The following is a 16941-nucleotide window of genomic DNA, read 5'->3' as shown; positions in this document are numbered from 1 at the left end:
CCGTGGGTGAGGGCTTGCGGGTCGCGCTGGTCGGCTACGGTCTCGCCGGCCGCGTATTCCACGCGCCACTGATCAAAGCGACGCCGGGGCTGACGCTGCACACGGTGGTGTCGAGCGATGCGGGCAAGGTCCATGCGGATCTGCCCGAAGTCCGCGTTGTCGGTGATCCGCAAGCCGCGTTCGACGATCCGGCCGTCGATCTGATCGTCATTGCCTCGCCCAACGCCACGCATGCGCCGCTGGCGATCGCGGCGCTGCAGGCCGGCAAGCATGTGATCGTGGACAAGCCCTTCGCGCTCGATCTCGCCGAGACGCGGACCGTCGCTGCGGCGGCAGCTGACAGCGGGCGCATGCTCAGCGTGTTCCACAACCGTCGCTGGGATGCCGATTTCCTGGCGCTGCGTGCGTTGATCGAGGCCGGCACGCTTGGCGAGATCACCGAGGTCCATTCGCATTTCGACCGGTTCCGTCCGCGCGTGCCCGACCGCTGGCGCGAACGCGCGGGTCCAGGCGCCGGGCTGTGGCTGGACCTGGGTCCGCATCTGGTCGACCAGGCACTGCAGTTGTTCGGGCTGCCGGATGCGGTGCAGGCCGATATCGCGATCCAGCGCGCAGGCGCCGAGGTCAACGATTTCTTCCACGTCGTGTTGCGCTATCCGCGGCTGCGCGTCGTGCTGCATGCCGGCGCGCTGGTGCCGGGCGCGGATTTGCGGTTCGCCGTGCACGGCGCGCGTGGCAGCTGGTTCAAGCATGGCCTGGATCCGCAAGAGGCAGCGTTGCGCGCGGGCGGCATTCCGGGGGCGACAGGTTGGGGCGTGGATCCCGCGCCCGGCCAGCTGCTGCGTGTGGCGGCAGACGGCATGGTGCGTGAAGCGCCCTCACCGTCGCCGGCCGGCGATTACCGCACGTTCTACGCTGGCATCCGCGATGCGATCCGCGACGGTGCGCCGCTGCCCGTCACGGCCGATGAGGCACTCGATGTGATGCGCGTGCTGCAGGCCGGGATCGACAGCGCCGCGAGTGGCAGCCTCGTGGTGCCGGAACGTTTGTAAGCGGCTGGCTGCGCAGCCGAACAAGGCTGGTTGCGCGCGACTCCTGATCGCTCCGTTCGGCAGCAATAGGCTGCGCTCGGCCAGTATCAGGCGGGGGCCCACGGTTGATCGATCGACGACGCAAAACCAACTGCGTAGGAGCGCACTTGCGCGCGATCGGATCTAGTCGGTAGCGCTACTTCGCGCGCAAGCGCGCTCCTACAGAAGTCACTGGCGGCAGACACGAACGGCGCACCGAATCCGGGGCGCCGTTCGTGTGACGCATCCACCAAACGCGTTTACTTCTGCAGCAATTCACCCACCAGCGCATCGGCGCCGTAGACCGACTTCAACGATTCGATGATCGCCGCGCTGTGCACCGACACCGTGCGATTGAGCGTCGGGTCGTACCAGAAGCTGCCGCCCAGCGAGTGGATGTTGCCGTCGAACGCGAGGCCGATCACCTGCGCGTCGCGGTTGATCACCGGGCTGCCGGAATTGCCGCCGATGATGTCGTTGGTGCTGACGAAGTTGAAGCGCGTGTCCTGTGCGATGCGGCCTTGCGCATCAAGCCAGCGCTTCGGCAAGTCATACGGTTCGGCGCCGGTATTGCGTGCGAACACGCCGCCCATCGTCGTGAACGGTTCGATCGCCTTGCCGTTTTCCTCCCAGCCGGCGACATCGCCGTAGGACAGGCGCAGGGTGAACGTCGCATCCGGGTAGACCGTGGTGCCGAGCTTTTCGAAGCGCACCCTGGCGATCTGCGTGGCTGCGCGCGACTCGATCGACGCGACCTCCGATTCCTGCCGCTGACGTACCGCGCGCGCCGGTGCATCCACCGCACGGGCCAGACGGATGAAGGGATCGTCCGAGGCCTCAATGGCCGCTGCGCCGCCGTTCCACAAACGCTCACGCTCGGCGACATCGGCAAGCGCCGAGCCTTCGACCAGCGACTTGGCGACCTGCGCCGGCGACTGGGTGCCAAGCACCGACTTCACCAGCGGATCGTCGGTGCCCAGCAGCTCGCGGAACTTGGTCAGCGACCAGGTCAGCTTGGCGATCTCGTACTCCGGGTACACCGGCGCGCTGCTGAGCAGGGTCTGGCGCAGGCGGCCCTGGCCGGCGTCCTGGAACTCCGGCAGGCGGGCGTCGTTGGGCTTCGCGCGTTCGGCGCCGCCACGCACCAGCGTGCGGGCGATGCCGAACAGGCGTGAGTCGAAGCCACGCCCCTGCTCGAGCAGCATGTAGGGCACGGCCAGCTGGCGCGCGGTGACCTGCGCCGCTTCGACCTCGTTCCACGGCGCGGCGTCCACGCCGTCGCGCAGACGGGCTTCCTCGGCGCGCTTGCCGGCAAACACCTGCGGGTCGAGCAGCGCCTGCAACTGTCCGCGGAACACCTTGTAGCTATTGTCGGTGAACGTGAGATCCGACTGCGCCTGACGCGCGGCTTCCTCGTTGCTGCGGCCGTACTGGCCGAGCATCGCGCGGCGCTCGGCCAGCCACAGCAGGCCGTTGATCAGGCTGACGTCACGCACGGTTTCCAGCTGCGCGACCGTGAGCTGGCGCTGGGTGCGGCCGGGATGTCCGGTGACCATGACCAGTTCGCCAGCCTCCGCCCCTTCGGGCTTCAGCGTGAAGTGGTGTTCGACGTTCGCCGGCCTGCCGTCCTCGTAAGCGCGCAGCAGCGCGGCGTCGAGGTTGTAGCGCGGGAAATTGAAATTGTCGGGATCGCCGCCGAAGAAGCCGACCGAATATTCGGGCGTGAACACCAGGCGCACATCGGAGTAGCGGTGGTAGCGGTACAGATGCTGCTGGCCGCCGTTGTAGAGCTCGACGACATCACAACGTGTCTTCGCCTCGTCGTCACCGACGCATTCGGATTCGATGCGGCTCTTCTCGGCATTGCGCGCATCCACATAGGCCTGACCCTGCTTGCCATCAGCCGCACTGGCCAGTCGGCCACTGACATCGGTGATCTCCCGCAGCACGTTGAGTTCTTCGGCCGGGCACTGCAGCTCTTCACCGCGCGCATCAGCGACGAAGCCGTCGTTCTGCAGGTCGCGCTGCGGTGAGGACAGGCCCTGCACGCAACCCACCACGCAATGCGCATTGGTCAGCACCAGGCCATCGGGGGAGACGAACGAACCCGAGCAGCCGCCGGCGAGGCGCACCGAGGACTGCATCGCGTGGTCCACCCAGGCCTGGTCCGGCGAGAACTGGTACTGCGACTGCAGCTGGGCCTTGGGCAGATTGTCGAGCGTCCACATGCCTTCGGCGGCGAACGCGGCCGGCGCAAGTGAAACGACCAGCAGCCCGCCCACGCACGTGGCGAGGCGGGTATGGGCACCGGCCACAGAGCGCGCGGCAGGCGGTAACACGAACATGGGAGCGGCGGCGGCCATGGAATCTCCAGTCGAGCGGCCGGGTCCCGGCCGAAGGCCGCCCAGCGTACGCCGCCCGGCCGGCGAAGGCGTGGCCGGAAGGTCATGGTCGCGGCGCCTGGTTTGGCCCGCACCATCCCTTCACGTACGATTGTGCGGTGTGCGACACAGGACAGTCTGTCGCCAGGCTTCGAGACACCGATGGACCCCAACGACCGCCGCAGGCCCGATCATCCGGATGCCGTCGCCCTCCGCGCCGGGCTGACACCGGCACAGATCAACGCGATCACCACGCTGGAGCAGTTCGGCTGGACGCTGCGTTTCGTCCGCCGCCCTCTGTTCCGCGATCCGGTGCCGGTGCTGTTCGAGAAGAACGGCCCCCGCTGGATCGTCGTCGATGGCGATGGTGCCCTCGACGAAAATCCGGGCTTCAACATCCGCGATTGAATCTGTACCCGGGGCGATGCCAACGGTTCAGCTGAATGCGGATGATCGTCACGGGCACACCGCTAGCATCCGGCCGTCTTCAATGCCAGGAGCAGCCGATGTCTTCGTTCTCCATCTATCTTGTGGGCATGGTGGTGCTGATCGGCGGTCTCGCCTACGGCGCCCATCTCGCCGGTCTTGCGCCGCAGTGGATCGCGGTCGGTGTCGTGGTGCTGCTTGGCCTGGGCATCGTGAAAGCGGTCTCGCGCACGCGTCGTCCGGATCCGCCCTCGGCCTGATCACCTCGACGGGCGGGCGCTAGGCCGGCTGCAGGTTGGCGTAGGCCAGCACCAGCCATTTGCTGCCGGCCTCGTCGAAATTGACCTGCACCCGCGCGTGGGCGCCGTCGCCTTCGATGTCGGTCACCGTGCCGGTGCCGAATTTCACGTGGCTCACGTTCTGGCCCAGACGCACACCGACTGAAGGCGCCAGACTCGCGTGGCCGAAATCACGCTGGCGCTGCGGGAATGAGGCGCGCGCGACCTGCGCTTTCGGACGCACTTCGTGCAGCAGCGCCGGCGGAATCTCGCGCAAAAAGCGCGAGGGCACACCGAACATGTCCTGCCCGTGCAGGCGCCGCGCTTCGGCGTAGGTCAGCACCAGCTTCTGCCGCGCGCGGGTGATGCCCACGTACGCAAGCCGGCGCTCCTCTTCCAGGCGCCCGCTTTCTTCGGCGGTACGCGCGCTCGGGAACAGGCCTTCTTCCAGACCGACCAGGAACACCAGCGGAAATTCGAGCCCCTTGGCGCTGTGCAGGGTCATCAGCTGCACACCGTCTTCGCCGGCCTGGGCCTGGCTTTCGCCGGCTTCCAGCGAGGCGTAGGCGAGGAAGGCGACCATCTCGGTCAGCTGCGCGCTTTCTTCGTCGTCACCGCGCACGAAGCGCGAGGCCACCGACACCAGTTCGTCCAGATTCTCGACCCGCGAGTCCGCGCTGCCCTTCGATTCGTTGGCGTAGTGCACGCGCAGGTTCGAGCGCGCCAGCACGTGGTCGATCTTGTCCTTCAATGACAGCTCGGCCAGTTCGGCCGACAGCTGGTCGATCAACTGCGCGAAACCGGCCAGCGCATTGCGCGCGCGACCGGCCAGCACGTTGCCCTGGGCGCAGCGCAGCGCGGATTCCCACAACGGAATGCCCTGCATGCGCGCCTGCTGGCGCACTTCATCGAGCGTGCGCTCACCGATGCCACGCGGCGGCGTGTTGACCGCACGTTCGAACGCCGCGTCGTCGTCGCGGTTGGCGACCAGGCGCAGATAGGCCAGCGTGTCCTTGATCTCGGCACGTTCGAAGAAGCGCACGCCGCCGTAGACGCGGTAAGGCACCTGCTCGGCGACGAGCTGCTCTTCCATCGCGCGCGATTGCGCATTGCTGCGGTAGAGGATCGCGATGTCGCCGTGCGAGCCGCCATCGCGGACCCACTGCAGCGCGCGCTCGACGACGTAACGCGCTTCGTCGATCTCGTTGTAGGCCGAGTACAGGTCGATCGGGTCGCCCTCGCCGCTGTCGGTCCACAACTGCTTGCCGAGGCGCTCTGGGTTGTGCGCGATCACCGCATTGGCGGCGCCCAGGATGTTCGCGCTCGAGCGGTAGTTCTGCTCGAGCCGGATCGTCTCCGCGCCCGGATAGTCGCGCAGGAAGCGCTGCACGTTCTCGACCTGCGCGCCGCGCCAGCCGTAGATGGCCTGGTCGTCGTCGCCGACCACGAACACCTTGCCGGTCTCACCCGCCAGCACGCGCACGAAGGCGTACTGGATCGCGTTGGTGTCCTGGAATTCGTCGACCAGCAGATGGCCGAAACGCTGGCGGTAATGCGCGAGCAGCGCCGGCGTGTCGCGCAGCAGTTCGTGCGCGCGCAGCAGGATTTCGGCGAAGTCGACCAAGCCCGCGCGGTCGCAGCGCTCCTGATACAGCGCGTAGGCCTTGCGCATGACGTCCGACCATTCGTCTGCGCCATCCTGTATATGCTGCGGGCGCCGGCCTTCGTCCTTCTGCGCGTTGATCCACCAGGCGATCTGCCGCGGCGGGAAACGCGCATCGTCGAGCTCGAGCTGCTGCACCACGCGCTTGACCAGCCGCAGCTGGTCGTCGCTGTCGAGGATCTGGAAACTCTCGGGCAGCTTCGCGTCCTGCCAGTGCAGGCGCAGCAGTCGATGGGCCAAGCCGTGGAAGGTGCCGATCCACATGCCGCGTGCGCCGCTGCGCAGCTGCGCGTCGACGCGGTGGCGCATCTCGGCCGCGGCCTTGTTGGTGAAGGTGACGGCGAAGATCCCGTGCGCAGGCACGCCGACGACCTCGTTCAGCCACGCGATGCGGTGCGTGAGCACGCGGGTCTTGCCGCTGCCGGCGCCGGCGAGGACCAGATAATGGGCATCGGGCGCGGAAACCGCCTGACGCTGGGCGGCATTGAGGCCGTCGATAAGGTGTGACACATCCATCGCGGCATTCTACGCGGTCGCCGTCGCTCGCCCTGCGACGGGTCAGGGCGTCTCGGGTCGGCCGAGCAGCGCCAGCACATCCTCAAAGGGCGCCGGGCGCGCAAACAGATAGCCCTGCAGTTCCTCGCAGCCGTGCGCGGCAAGCCATTGCCATTGCAGGTCGGTTTCCACGCCTTCTGCCGTCGTGCCCAGTCCGAGGCGCTGCGCCATGCGGATGATCGCATCGCAGATCGCCTCGTCGTCGGGGTCGCGGCCCAGCTCCTGCACGAACGAGCGGTCCAGCTTCACCCGATGCAGGGGCAACCGCTTGAGGTAGGCGAGGCTGGAGTAACCGGTGCCGAAGTCGTCGATCGCGATGCACACACCGGCGTCGCGCAGCGCGACCATGTCGCGGATCACGTTGTCGGGGCTCGCCATGACCACGCTTTCGGTGAGCTCGAGCTCGAGGATGTCGGCCGGCAGCGCGAAGGCCTGCATCACCGACAGCACGTCTTCGACCAGGCCCTGCTGGAACTGCGCGGCCGACACGTTGACGGCGAGCCGCAGATGGCCCCAGCCGTGCGCGGCGAGGATCTGGTGGTGGCGCGCGGCCTCGCGCAGGACCCAGCGCCCGATCGGCACGATCAGCCCGCTGTCTTCGCATACGCCGATAAAGGCATCCGGCGCCAGCAGGCCCCGTTCGGGATGCTGCCAGCGCAGCAGCGCCTCCATGCCGACCGGGCGGCGCTGTTGATCGAACTGCAGCTGGAATACCAGCGCGAACTGTCCGGCCTGCAAGGCCTCGCGCAGTTGCGAGACCAGGGCGAGACGTGCGCTGGCCTGGGCACCGAACTCGGCCCGATAGGCCACGACGCAGTTTCGCCCCTGCTGCTTGGCCTGGTACATCGCCTGGTCCGCATGCCGCAGCAGCATCGCGGGATCGTCGCCGTCGCCCGGGTGGCAGCAGTAGCCGATGCTGGGGGTGATCTGCAGCGATGCCGCGCCGACCCCCATCGGCTGCGACAGCGCGTCGAACACCGCACTGGTCGCGCGCGCCACCGCGTCGCGGTCGGCCGCGTTCACCACCAGCACGAACTCGTCGCCGCCGAAACGGCCGACCGTGTCGCCCGGCTGCAGCGCCGCCGGCAGGCGTCCAGCGACGGTCCGCAGCACGGCGTCGCCGCTGGCGTGGCCGAGGCTGTCGTTGATGAGCTTGAAGTCGTCGAGATCGACGAACACCAGGCCGACGCAGGTGTTGTGCGCATCGGCGCGGGCCACGGCCTCGGCCAGACGGTCCATCACCAGTTCGCGGTTGGGCAGCCCGGTGAGTTCATCGTGCGTCGCGCGGTGCGCGAGCGCGTCCTCGGCGCGCCGGCGCTCGGTGACGTCGTTGAGAATGCCGACGAAATGCGTGAGCTCACCGTTCTGGTCGCGCACCGGCGCCATGCGCAATTCATTCCAGAACGGCGAGCCGTCGCGCCGGTAATTACGCAGTTGCACGCGGACCTCTCGCGCCTGGGCAATCGCATCGCGGATCGCCGGCAACGCAGGCTGGTCACGCTCCGTTGCCTGCAGAAAACGGCAGTTGCGGCCGAGGCTTTCTTCGACCGAATACCCGGTGATGCGCGAGAACGCCGGATTCACGTAGACGATCGGCTGATCGGCCCCGCAGGCCTCGGTGATGACGACGCCGTTCTCGGTGGCCTCCACCGCCCGGCGCAGCAGGCGCAGATCGGCTTCATCGCGGCGGCGGCGGGTCACGTCGAGCATGCCGCCGACCGCGCGCACGCCCTTGCCCTCGGCATCGCGCAGGATCATGCCGCGATCCTCGACAGATGCGTAATGCCCGTCGCTGCATCGCAGGCGGTATTGTGCATACCACTCGCTTGCGCCCCCCGCGATTGCTTCAAGCAGATGCCCCGCGACACGCGCCTCGTCATCGGGGTGCAGCAGCGCCGACCATTGTTCGATCGTGGAGGCGTGCGTGCGCCAGTCCCAGCCGTACTGCACGGTGAACTCCTCGCTCCACCACAGGCGCCCGGCGACGATGTCCCAGTCCCATATCGCATCGCTGGTGGCACGCGCCACCATCTGGAACCGCGCCTCGCTGCGCTCCCGCTCTGCCTCGATGCGCTCGCGGTCGCTCATGTCCAGCACCAGCACCAGCCGCGCGGGACGACCGAAGAAATCGAGATTGCTCGAGTACACCGTCACCGCGAACGTGCTGCCATCGCGGCGCCGGTGGCGGAAGCGCCGCCCGATGTGCGGTGGAGGCTGGCGGGCGATCTCCTGCCGGACTTCGTCACCATCCATGTCGACGACGAGCGCATCGGCATCGAGCGCCAGAAAGGCCTCGCGCGGATGGCCGTACTCGGCGATGGCGGCGTCGTTGACGGCGAGAATCCGCAGCGAATCGCGGTCGTAGACGATCGCCGGCAGCGGGTGGCCTTCGTAGAGATACCGGTAATGCGCTTCGACGTCGCGGACCCGGGTCGTCAGATCGACAATGGTCTCCACCGAACGTGCGATGTCCGCGCTCAAGGCGCGTTCGCGGCGCGCACCGACCACCAGCATGCGCACGCCCGCGAGCCAGGCGGCCAGCAACAGCAGTCCGCCGGTCGACAGGGCGGCGACGAATACCCACCAGCCCGCCAGCAGATCGTCCCGGCCAATACCGAATGTCGCAATCAGCGGGTAGTGCTCCAGCGCCTGGAATCCCGTCAGCCGCCGCGTGCGGTCGAGATCGCTCGCACCTTCCACCAGTCCGGCCTCCGCCTGCAGCAGCCCGTCGGTGAACAACACCGACTGGCTGATGTCGACGCCGGCATAGCGATCGTCTGCGTCGGCGCGCGTGATGACGCGCCCGTCCCGGTGGACGAAACTCGCAGTGCCGTGGCGGCCGAAATCGAGATCCCGCAGCAGCGCACGCAGCGATGCCACATGCAGATGCCCCACCAGCCAGCGCGGCGGGTGGCCCGATACCGTGGGAACCGCCATCGCCAGCGGTAGAACCCAGCCCGCCTGTCCCGCCGCAGGCTGTGGACTACCCGCCTGCATTCGGGCGCTCGCCGGCCCGGTCGCCGTCACGAAGTCCGGGCGTACGTCCGTGAGAGCCAGATCCTGCAGATCCCGGTGGCGGGACAGCACACCTTCGGCCGCCTCGTCGGCGAACAGGTCGGCGGCGCCGGGGGCGCGTTGTTCGATCGCCACCAGATCCGCCACCAGGCCGGTGAACGTGCGCTCGAGATTGGCCAGACTCAGTTCGAGATTGCGCGCGAGCCCCGCCGAGACCTCGCGGACGTAGCGCTCGCCGGCGTCCTGCCGCACTCGCAGATCGTTCCAGGCGACCACCGCGGCTGCCGCGCACAGGCTCACGACCAGCAGCCCGCCGATCAGCAGCGCCCGGTTGCGCCGGCGACGCGCGGGCGCACCATGGGATCGCTCTCTCTCGCGTGCCGCCCCGTCCCCCATCGCAGCCCGACTCCCCTGTCACCGCGCGTCGATGCTGCCACATTTGGCCGCCTCGGGGCGGGACGAGGCTCAGTGCGCGGCCTGCGCGCGCTTGGCAGTGCTGCTGGTCATCAACCGGTCGGTGTAGGCGATGCCGATCGCCGAGAGAATGAACCGCCGGGGATGATGGTCTGCCACATCACCCCGGCTCGGGTGAACCGGCGCGGCCAGCGACACACCGGCGGAAAGCGCCTGCGCGTGGGCGGTAACCGCAGTGATGCAGTCAGCGGTGCCGCAAACCGGCAGGCTCACTTCGCCGGCGGCGACGAACGTCTTGAGCAGGTGGATCGACGAGATGCCGATGATCGCCATAGTCAGCTTGACCTAGAGCACGCTCGCATTCACGTGGCTCAGCCATTCCGGCTGATCGGGCGTGAATCTGCAGGCCCAGCCGCGAGACCAAGGTTTCGTGGCCGCTAACGGGACGCCGGCTTCGCCGCCCCTGATTGACAGCGTTGTCAGCCAGTCTGTACAAACGCAGCCGCGGGCTGTCCGGGTCCGTGTCCGAGATTTGGGAGGGTCACGGATGCTGTCGATGCGCACTGCGCCTGGCAAGCCCTGCGGTGGCGGGGCCTGCCCGGCACGACGTCGCGATGCGCGGGGCCACGTCCACTGCGGCATCCACCGCATCGCTTGCCTGCCGACACCGCCTCCCTGTGATTCGCGCGCGCGCCGTTGATCCGGCCTGCGCAGTCCGCATGCGCGTCCGGACGTTTTCGCCAGACGCATGTGCATTCCACTCCATCGCCCGTTCGGGCTCGAGGTAGCGCCGCATGAATCCGTCCCGTCGCACGATGTCCAACCCCGCCGCGATCGCGGTGGTCAGCCTGATCTTCTTCACCTGGGGCGGCCTGACCAGTCTCAACGACGTACTGATCCCGCATCTCAAAGCCGTGTTCTCGATGAACTACACGCAGACGATGCTGATCCAGTTCACGTTCTTCGGCGCGTACTTCCTGATGTCGATGCCGGCCGGCGCCGTCGTCGCCCGCGTGGGCTACAAGGCGGGCATCGTGATCGGCCTGGTGATCGCGGCGATTGGCGCGGCGTTGTTCTATCCGGCCGCGCGCCTGCCCTCGTATCCGGTGTTCCTGACCGCGTTGTTCGTGCTCGCCAGCGGCATCACGCTGCTGCAGGTCGCGGCCAATCCGTACATCAGCCTGCTCGGACGACCGGAAACCTCGCACAGCCGCCTCAATCTGGCGCAGGCGCTTAACTCGCTGGGCACCACGGTCTTTCCGCTGCTGATCGGCCCGCTGATCCTGGTCGGCGCGGTGCTCGGCGCCGACGAGATCGCAGCGATGGGCGCGGCCGAACAGATCGCCTATCGCGCCGCTGAGGCACGTTCGGTCGAAATGCCCTATCTCCTGCTCGCGGGCGCGCTGCTGCTGTTGGCGGTCTTCGTGCTGCTGATGCGCATTCCGTCGCTGCGCGATTCGACCGAGGCCAGCCCGGCCGTGCACCACACCTACCTCGAAGCCCTGCGCACGCCGCACCTGCGCTGGGGCGTGCTCGGCATCTTCTGCTACGTGGGCGCGGAGGTCGCGATCGGCAGCTTCCTGATCAACTACATGGCCGAACCCGAAATCGGCGGCCTGACCGAAGCACGGGCCTCGCAGTTCCTCGCGTTCTACTGGGGTGGTGCGATGGTCGGCCGTTTCCTCGGCGCGGCGCTGATGACCTTCATCGACGCGCGCAAGCTGCTCGGCTTCGCCGCTGGCATGGTCTGCGTGCTGCTGGTGGTGACGATGAGCACCACCGGTCACGTGGCGATGTGGAGCGCATTGGCGATCGGCCTGTTCAACTCCATCATGTTCCCGACCATCTTCACCACCGCGATCGAGCGCCTCGGCACCCTGACCAGCAAGGCCTCGAGCCTGCTGGTGATGGCGATCGTCGGCGGCGCGCTGATTCCGCTCGCGCAAGGTGTACTGGCGGATCGCATCGGCATCCAGCACGCATTCGTCGTTCCGCTCGTCTGCTACGTCTACATCATCTGGTACGGGCTGCGGGGCTCACGCCTGACGGGCGCGGCAGCAGCAGCGGCCGGCACACCGGCGCCACGTCCGGGCGCGATGCACTGACCGGGACACGCGCATCTGAGGGGCTTCGGATGGCACATGCAGACACGTGCGGCCGCGGGTTCGAGATCTCCGGCGCACCGTTGCGATCGCGTGCCTGCGTGATCGCGACGCGCGCGTTCGACTCGGCAGGGGGCTAAGCAGGCACGCCTCGTGCAGCGCAGAAAACTGTTGCGCCGCAGCACGAAGCGCTGCCTTTTCCTGCCTGTGCAATCCGATTTCGCAATTCGCATGTCAGTCCGTTGACAACGCTGTCAGCCTGACATCCAATTCGCGCGACGCACATCGCCCGCATCCTAAGAGGCGCGGGCACACAACCAGACCGCATGCGAATCCTTGGGAGGGGAGACACATGAAGCGATTGCACGCCGCGCCAAAGAAGCGACTGCTCACGTCCGCACTGTTGTTGGCACTTGCGCCGCCGCTGGCCGCCCAGGTGGCGGACCAGTCCACGCCGCAGACGCCCTACACCACCTCAACCACCGGTGACGACGCCACCGAGCTCGACCGGGTCACCGTGACCGGTATCCGTGGCAGCCTCGAATCGTCGATGAACCTCAAGCGCGATGCCCGCGGCATCGTCGACGGCATCATCGCCGAGGACATCGGCAAGTTCCCCGACACCAATCTGGCCGAGTCGCTGCAGCGCATCTCCGGCGTGTCGATCGACCGGAGCGCGATCGGCGAAGGCTCGCGCGTGACCGTGCGCGGCGTCGGCCCGGACTTCAACCTGGTGCTGCTCAACGGCCGACAGATGCCCGCGTCGAGCAACGGCGACGGCAGCACCGTCTCCAACTCGCGCGCATACGACTTCGCCAACATCGCCTCCGAAGCGATCTCCGCGGTCGAGGTTTACAAGAGCGGCCGGGCGGAGACCCCGACCGGCGGCATCGGCGCGACGATCAACATCAAGACCGCGCGTCCGCTCGACAATCCGGGCTTCCGGGCCAATGTCGGCCTCAAGGGCGTGCACGACACCTCGCTCGACAACCTGCCCGACCAGTTCAAGGGCAGCTCGGTCACGCCGGAAGTCTCCGGCATCTTCAGCACCACCAGCGCCGACGGTCGCTTCGGTATCGCGGTGACCGGCAGCTACCAGGAGCGTGACCTCGGCTACAACCAGGTTTCGGTGCCCGGCGGCTGGCGCGGCTTCCGCGGCGACGAGGAAAACTGGGGCGCGATCCCGCAGCCCGGCGCGCCCGGTTCGGAGAACATCGTCAACCGGCCCGGTCCGGACGACGTGTATTCGGTGCCGCAGAACCTCAACTACGCCGTCACCGGCGTGCAGCGCCAGCGCACCAATGGCCAGGTCGTGCTGCAGTGGGCGCCGACCGACACCATCACCACGACGCTCGACTACACCTACTCCGAGAACAAGATCCAGCAGCAGCGCAACGACATGTCGGTCTGGTTCAACTACGGGCCGTCGAGTTCGTCGTGGACCGATGGCCCGGTGGCCGCGCCGCTGCTCTACACCGAAATCCTGCCCTTCACCTGCGACGCCGACAGCGTGTGCCGCGGCGCGGACCTCGCCATGGGCGGCGCGGACATCGCCAACCGCAACGAGAACAAGTCGATCGGCTTCAACGTCGAGTGGGAAGCCACGGACAATCTCGGGTTCGAGCTCGACGTGCACAAGTCGACCGCCGAAACCAGCCCGGACAGCCCCTACGGCTCCGGCGGCACGCTCGGCACGGCCGCTTTCATCCGCGGCAACACCACGGCCGATTTCAGCGGCGACTTCCCGATCCTGACCGTGCAGTACCCGCCGGGTTACACCGGCCCGCGCGCGTCCGACATGCTGGTCACCGGCTCGGTGTTCCACCGCAGCTACATGAAGTCGGAAATCGAGCAGGTCCAGGCGCGTGGGCACTTCAAGTTCGGCGACTACTCGCGCCTCGACTTCGGCGTGGCAGCGACCGAAGCCAACAACCGCACCGCCTACGGCAACGTGCAGCGCGACAACACATGGGGCGGCGCGGAAGGCAGCGCCGAGGACTATCCGGACAACATCTGGATCCCCGGCAACATGGCGGACTACTTCGATGCGTTCGCGGGCAGCGGCAATCCGGCGTTCACCGATGGCTTCTACATGTTCGACTTCAGGACCGTGCGCGATCTCGCGGCGCAATTCGCCGGCGACGAATCGCTGTATCTGGCGCCTGCGACCTACAACACCGACCGCCGCGTCACCGAGAAGTCGAAGAGCGCGTATTTCCAGATCAGTTCGACCTGGGACATCGGCATCCAGTTGAACGCCGCAGCAGGCGTGCGCTACGAGAAGACCGATGTCACCTCCTCGGCGCTTGTGCCGGTCGCCACCGCGCTGTTGTGGGAATCCAACAACGAGATCGGCATCCAGCGCGAGGGGTCCGACTTCACCACGCTCTATGGCGACTACGCGCACTGGCTGCCCAGCATCGACCTCAGCGCGGAACTGACCGACGGGCTGGTCCTGCGCAGCAGCTACAGCCGCACGATCGGCCGTCCGGGCTGGGGCGACATCCAGGGCGGGCAGACACTCAACGAACCTGTCCGCGTCGACGGCGGTACCGGCCAGCAGGGCAATCCCGGCCTGGAACCGCTCAAGGCCGACAACTTCGACCTGTCGCTGGAGTGGTACTACGCAGAGGCGAGCTACCTGTCGGTCGGCTATTTCCAGAAGAACATCGACAACTACATCGGCACGACGATCATCCAGGCGACCCCGTTCGACCTGACGACGCCGATCGGCGGCGCGTACTGGAACGCAGCGGTCGCCAATGCGTGCCCGACGACCGACCTGACCTGCATCCGCAACTACATCTTCACCAATTTCGACGGCCAGCCGGGCGTGACCCGGACCGGATCGGACGCGGGCGGCAATGCGATCGGCACGATCACCGGCCAGCCCGGCGATCCGATTGCGAACTTCCGCATCACGACCCCCGCGAACACCGGATCGTCAAAACTCGATGGTCTCGAGCTCAACCTGCAGCATGTCTTCGGCGACAGCGGCTTCGGTATCGCGGCGAACTACACCTACGTCGACAGTCCCAACCTCAACTACGACAACTACAACCTCGGCGGCCAGTTCGCGCTGCTTGGGCTGAGCGACTCCGCCAACCTGGTGGCGTTCTATGACAAGGGCGCCTGGCAGGCGCGCGCGGCCTACAACTGGCGCGACAAGTTCTTGTCCAGCGGCTTCGACAGCGAACGGCCCAACCCGGTGTATGTCGAAGAGTACGGCCAGCTCGACGTCAGCGTGGGCTACAAGGTCACCGACAACCTCACGGTGCAGGCCGAGGCGATCAACGTGACCGACGAAACCCAGCGCACGCACGGCCGCAACGCACGCCAGCTGCTGTACGGCACCCAGACCGGTCCGCGCTACATGTTCGGCGTCAGGTACACGTTCTGATCTCCGTCTCCACCCCGGCGCCGCGGCTCAATGCCGCGGCGCCTTCTGTTCATGGGCATGCCGCTGGTAGGGACACGCCGTGTTGAACCGTCCGCTGCGCCACGTGGTCATCCTGGGCGGCGGGTCCGCCGGCTGGCTGACCGCGGCATTGCTGGCCGCCGATCACGACAGCGCATCGCCCACCGGCCTGCGCGTGACCCTGATCGAATCGCCGGACGTGCCGACCATCGGCGTCGGCGAAGGCACTTGGCCGACCATGCGCGATACCTTGCGCCGCATCGGCGTGTCGGAAACCGCATTCGTACGGGCCTGCGACGCGACCTTCAAGCAGGGCTCGAAGTTCGTGCGCTGGACCCGGGACCACGCGGACGACCACTACCACCATCCGTTCGTGCTGCCGCAGGGTTATCACGATGCGGATCTCGTCGCCGGCTGGCTGCGCCGCGGTGACACGCCCTTCGACCGGCTGGTGAGCTTCCAGCCGCAGTTGTGCGATGCCGGGCGCGCACCCAAGCAGTTCGGCACACCCGAGTACGCCGCGGTCGCCAACTACGCATACCACATGGACGCGGCGAAGCTCGGCCTGTTCCTGCGCGCGCATTGCACGGAGCGGCTCGGGGTCCGGCTGGTCTCCGACCATGTCGACGGCATCGACGTCCATGACAACGGCGACATCGCCGCCCTGCGCACGCGCGCGCATGGCGCGATCGACGGCGATCTGTTCGTCGACTGCACCGGCATGCGTGCGCTGCTGATCGGCCAGCACTACGGCATCGACAAGACGCCCTGCGGCGACGTGCTGTTCAACGACCGCGCGCTGGCGCTGCAGGTCCGCTATCCGGATGCCGACACGCCGATCGCCTGCCAGACCGTGTCGATTGCGCAGGCCAACGGCTGGATCTGGGACATCGGTCTGTCGGCGCGACGCGGCGTGGGCCATGTCTATTCCAGCGCGCATACCGATGCCGACGCGGTCGAGGCCACGCTGCAGCGCTACATCGGTGAGACCGGCGGCGCGGACTGCGAGGTCATCGCCCGCCAGTCGCTGTCGTTCGAGCCCGGCTACCGGCGGCGCAGCTGGCACCGCAACTGCGTGGCGATCGGCCTGTCGAGCGGCTTCGTCGAACCGCTGGAGGCCTCCTCGCTGGTGCTGGTGGAACTGGCCGCGACGATGCTCAGCGACCAGCTGCCGGCCACGCGCGAGACGATGGACGTCGTGGCCGCACGCTTCAACGACACGTTCGCCTATCGCTGGGAACGCGTGATCGAATTCCTCAAGCTGCATTACGTGCTGTCCCACCGCGACGACAGCGCGTACTGGCGCGACCATCGCGATGCCGCGTCCATGCCCGCCCGACTCGGCGAGCTGCTGGCGCTGTGGCGCCACCAGTCGCCGTCGCGCTACGACCTGCCCCGGGTGGACGAGGTGTTTCCCTCGGCCAGCTGGCAGTACATTCTCTACGGCATGGGATTCCGACCGGACACACGCGCCACCACGCGGCGCGCATCTGATGCGGGTCGCGCCGAAGCGGCATTCCGCGAAGCATCCGATCTCGCGCGCAGGATGATTCCGGCGCTGCCCAGCCACCGCGAACTGATCGACCACATCCACACCCGGGGCCTGTCCCCCGTCTAGG

At 67.5% G+C, this 16941-nt stretch carries 10 protein-coding genes; 6 read left to right on the top strand and 4 right to left on the bottom strand.

What is annotated here, in order from left to right; genetic code table 11:
- Positions 1–2 precede the first annotated feature (2 nt).
- Positions 3–1052 carry an oxidoreductase gene (locus J2X52_RS03320; protein WP_310148596.1) on the top strand — a complete coding sequence of 350 codons (1050 nt, stop codon included), beginning with the start codon at positions 3–5 and terminating at the stop codon, positions 1050–1052.
- A gap of 278 nt (positions 1053–1330) precedes the next feature.
- Here the strand turns inward: J2X52_RS03320 and J2X52_RS03315 are convergent, their stop codons facing one another.
- Positions 1331–3433: a S46 family peptidase gene (locus J2X52_RS03315; RefSeq protein ID WP_310148593.1), complete on the bottom strand. Its 2103-nt coding sequence runs from the start codon at positions 3431–3433 to the stop codon at positions 1331–1333.
- 180 nt (positions 3434–3613) lie between these two features.
- Here J2X52_RS03315 and J2X52_RS03310 point away from each other — a divergent pair, with 180 nt between their 5' ends.
- A complete protein-coding gene (locus tag J2X52_RS03310; RefSeq protein WP_310148591.1) occupies positions 3614–3859 on the top strand; it encodes a hypothetical protein in 246 nt (81 codons plus the stop codon).
- A gap of 98 nt (positions 3860–3957) precedes the next feature.
- Positions 3958–4137 (top strand): hypothetical protein, encoded by a 180-nt coding sequence (locus J2X52_RS03305; RefSeq protein ID WP_310148588.1) that lies wholly within the window; start codon positions 3958–3960, stop codon positions 4135–4137.
- A 19-nt stretch (positions 4138–4156) separates the two neighbouring features.
- Here J2X52_RS03305 and uvrD read toward each other — a convergent pair whose 3' ends face one another.
- From uvrD to J2X52_RS03290, 3 genes are all read right to left on the bottom strand, one after another.
- The gene (gene uvrD / locus J2X52_RS03300) at positions 4157–6334 is read right to left on the bottom strand and encodes a DNA helicase II (RefSeq protein WP_310148585.1); all 2178 of its coding nucleotides are present in this window, start codon (positions 6332–6334) and stop codon (positions 4157–4159) included.
- 42 nt (positions 6335–6376) lie between these two features.
- Positions 6377–9688, bottom strand: coding sequence for an EAL domain-containing protein (locus J2X52_RS03295; protein WP_310148582.1), 3312 nt, complete (start codon positions 9686–9688; stop codon positions 6377–6379).
- A gap of 165 nt (positions 9689–9853) precedes the next feature.
- On the bottom strand, positions 9854–10135 hold the full coding sequence (locus J2X52_RS03290) for a hypothetical protein (protein ID WP_310148579.1): 282 nt from the start codon (positions 10133–10135) through the stop codon (positions 9854–9856).
- Positions 10136–10596: 461 nt separating this feature from the next.
- Here J2X52_RS03290 and J2X52_RS03285 point away from each other — a divergent pair, with 461 nt between their 5' ends.
- The 3 genes from J2X52_RS03285 (at position 10597) to J2X52_RS03275 (ending at position 16940) form a co-directional block, all read left to right on the top strand.
- Positions 10597–11907, top strand: a complete 1311-nt coding sequence (locus J2X52_RS03285; protein ID WP_310148576.1) for a sugar MFS transporter — start codon at positions 10597–10599, stop codon at positions 11905–11907.
- Positions 11908–12256: 349 nt separating this feature from the next.
- Positions 12257–15304 (top strand): TonB-dependent receptor, encoded by a 3048-nt coding sequence (locus J2X52_RS03280; RefSeq protein WP_310148573.1) that lies wholly within the window; start codon positions 12257–12259, stop codon positions 15302–15304.
- Positions 15305–15383: 79 nt separating this feature from the next.
- Positions 15384–16940, top strand: a complete 1557-nt coding sequence (locus tag J2X52_RS03275) for a tryptophan 7-halogenase (protein ID WP_310148569.1) — start codon at positions 15384–15386, stop codon at positions 16938–16940.
- Position 16941 lies beyond the last annotated feature (1 nt).

The organism is Luteimonas sp. 3794 (genome assembly GCF_031456825.1).
GTDB lineage: Bacteria > Pseudomonadota > Gammaproteobacteria > Xanthomonadales > Xanthomonadaceae > Luteimonas.
This window is presented reverse-complemented; position numbering and strand designations above follow the sequence as displayed.

Coding starts and splice junctions, on each gene's coding strand:
- J2X52_RS03315 (WP_310148593.1), bottom strand. CDS start 3,433: ATGGCCGCCGCCGCTCCCATGTTCGTGTTACCGCCTGCCGCGCGCTCT.
- J2X52_RS03310 (WP_310148591.1), top strand. CDS start 3,614: ATGGACCCCAACGACCGCCGCAGGCCCGATCATCCGGATGCCGTCGCC.
- J2X52_RS03305 (WP_310148588.1), top strand. CDS start 3,958: ATGTCTTCGTTCTCCATCTATCTTGTGGGCATGGTGGTGCTGATCGGC.
- uvrD (WP_310148585.1), bottom strand. CDS start 6,334: ATGGATGTGTCACACCTTATCGACGGCCTCAATGCCGCCCAGCGTCAG.
- J2X52_RS03290 (WP_310148579.1), bottom strand. CDS start 10,135: ATGGCGATCATCGGCATCTCGTCGATCCACCTGCTCAAGACGTTCGTC.
- J2X52_RS03285 (WP_310148576.1), top strand. CDS start 10,597: ATGAATCCGTCCCGTCGCACGATGTCCAACCCCGCCGCGATCGCGGTG.
- J2X52_RS03280 (WP_310148573.1), top strand. CDS start 12,257: ATGAAGCGATTGCACGCCGCGCCAAAGAAGCGACTGCTCACGTCCGCA.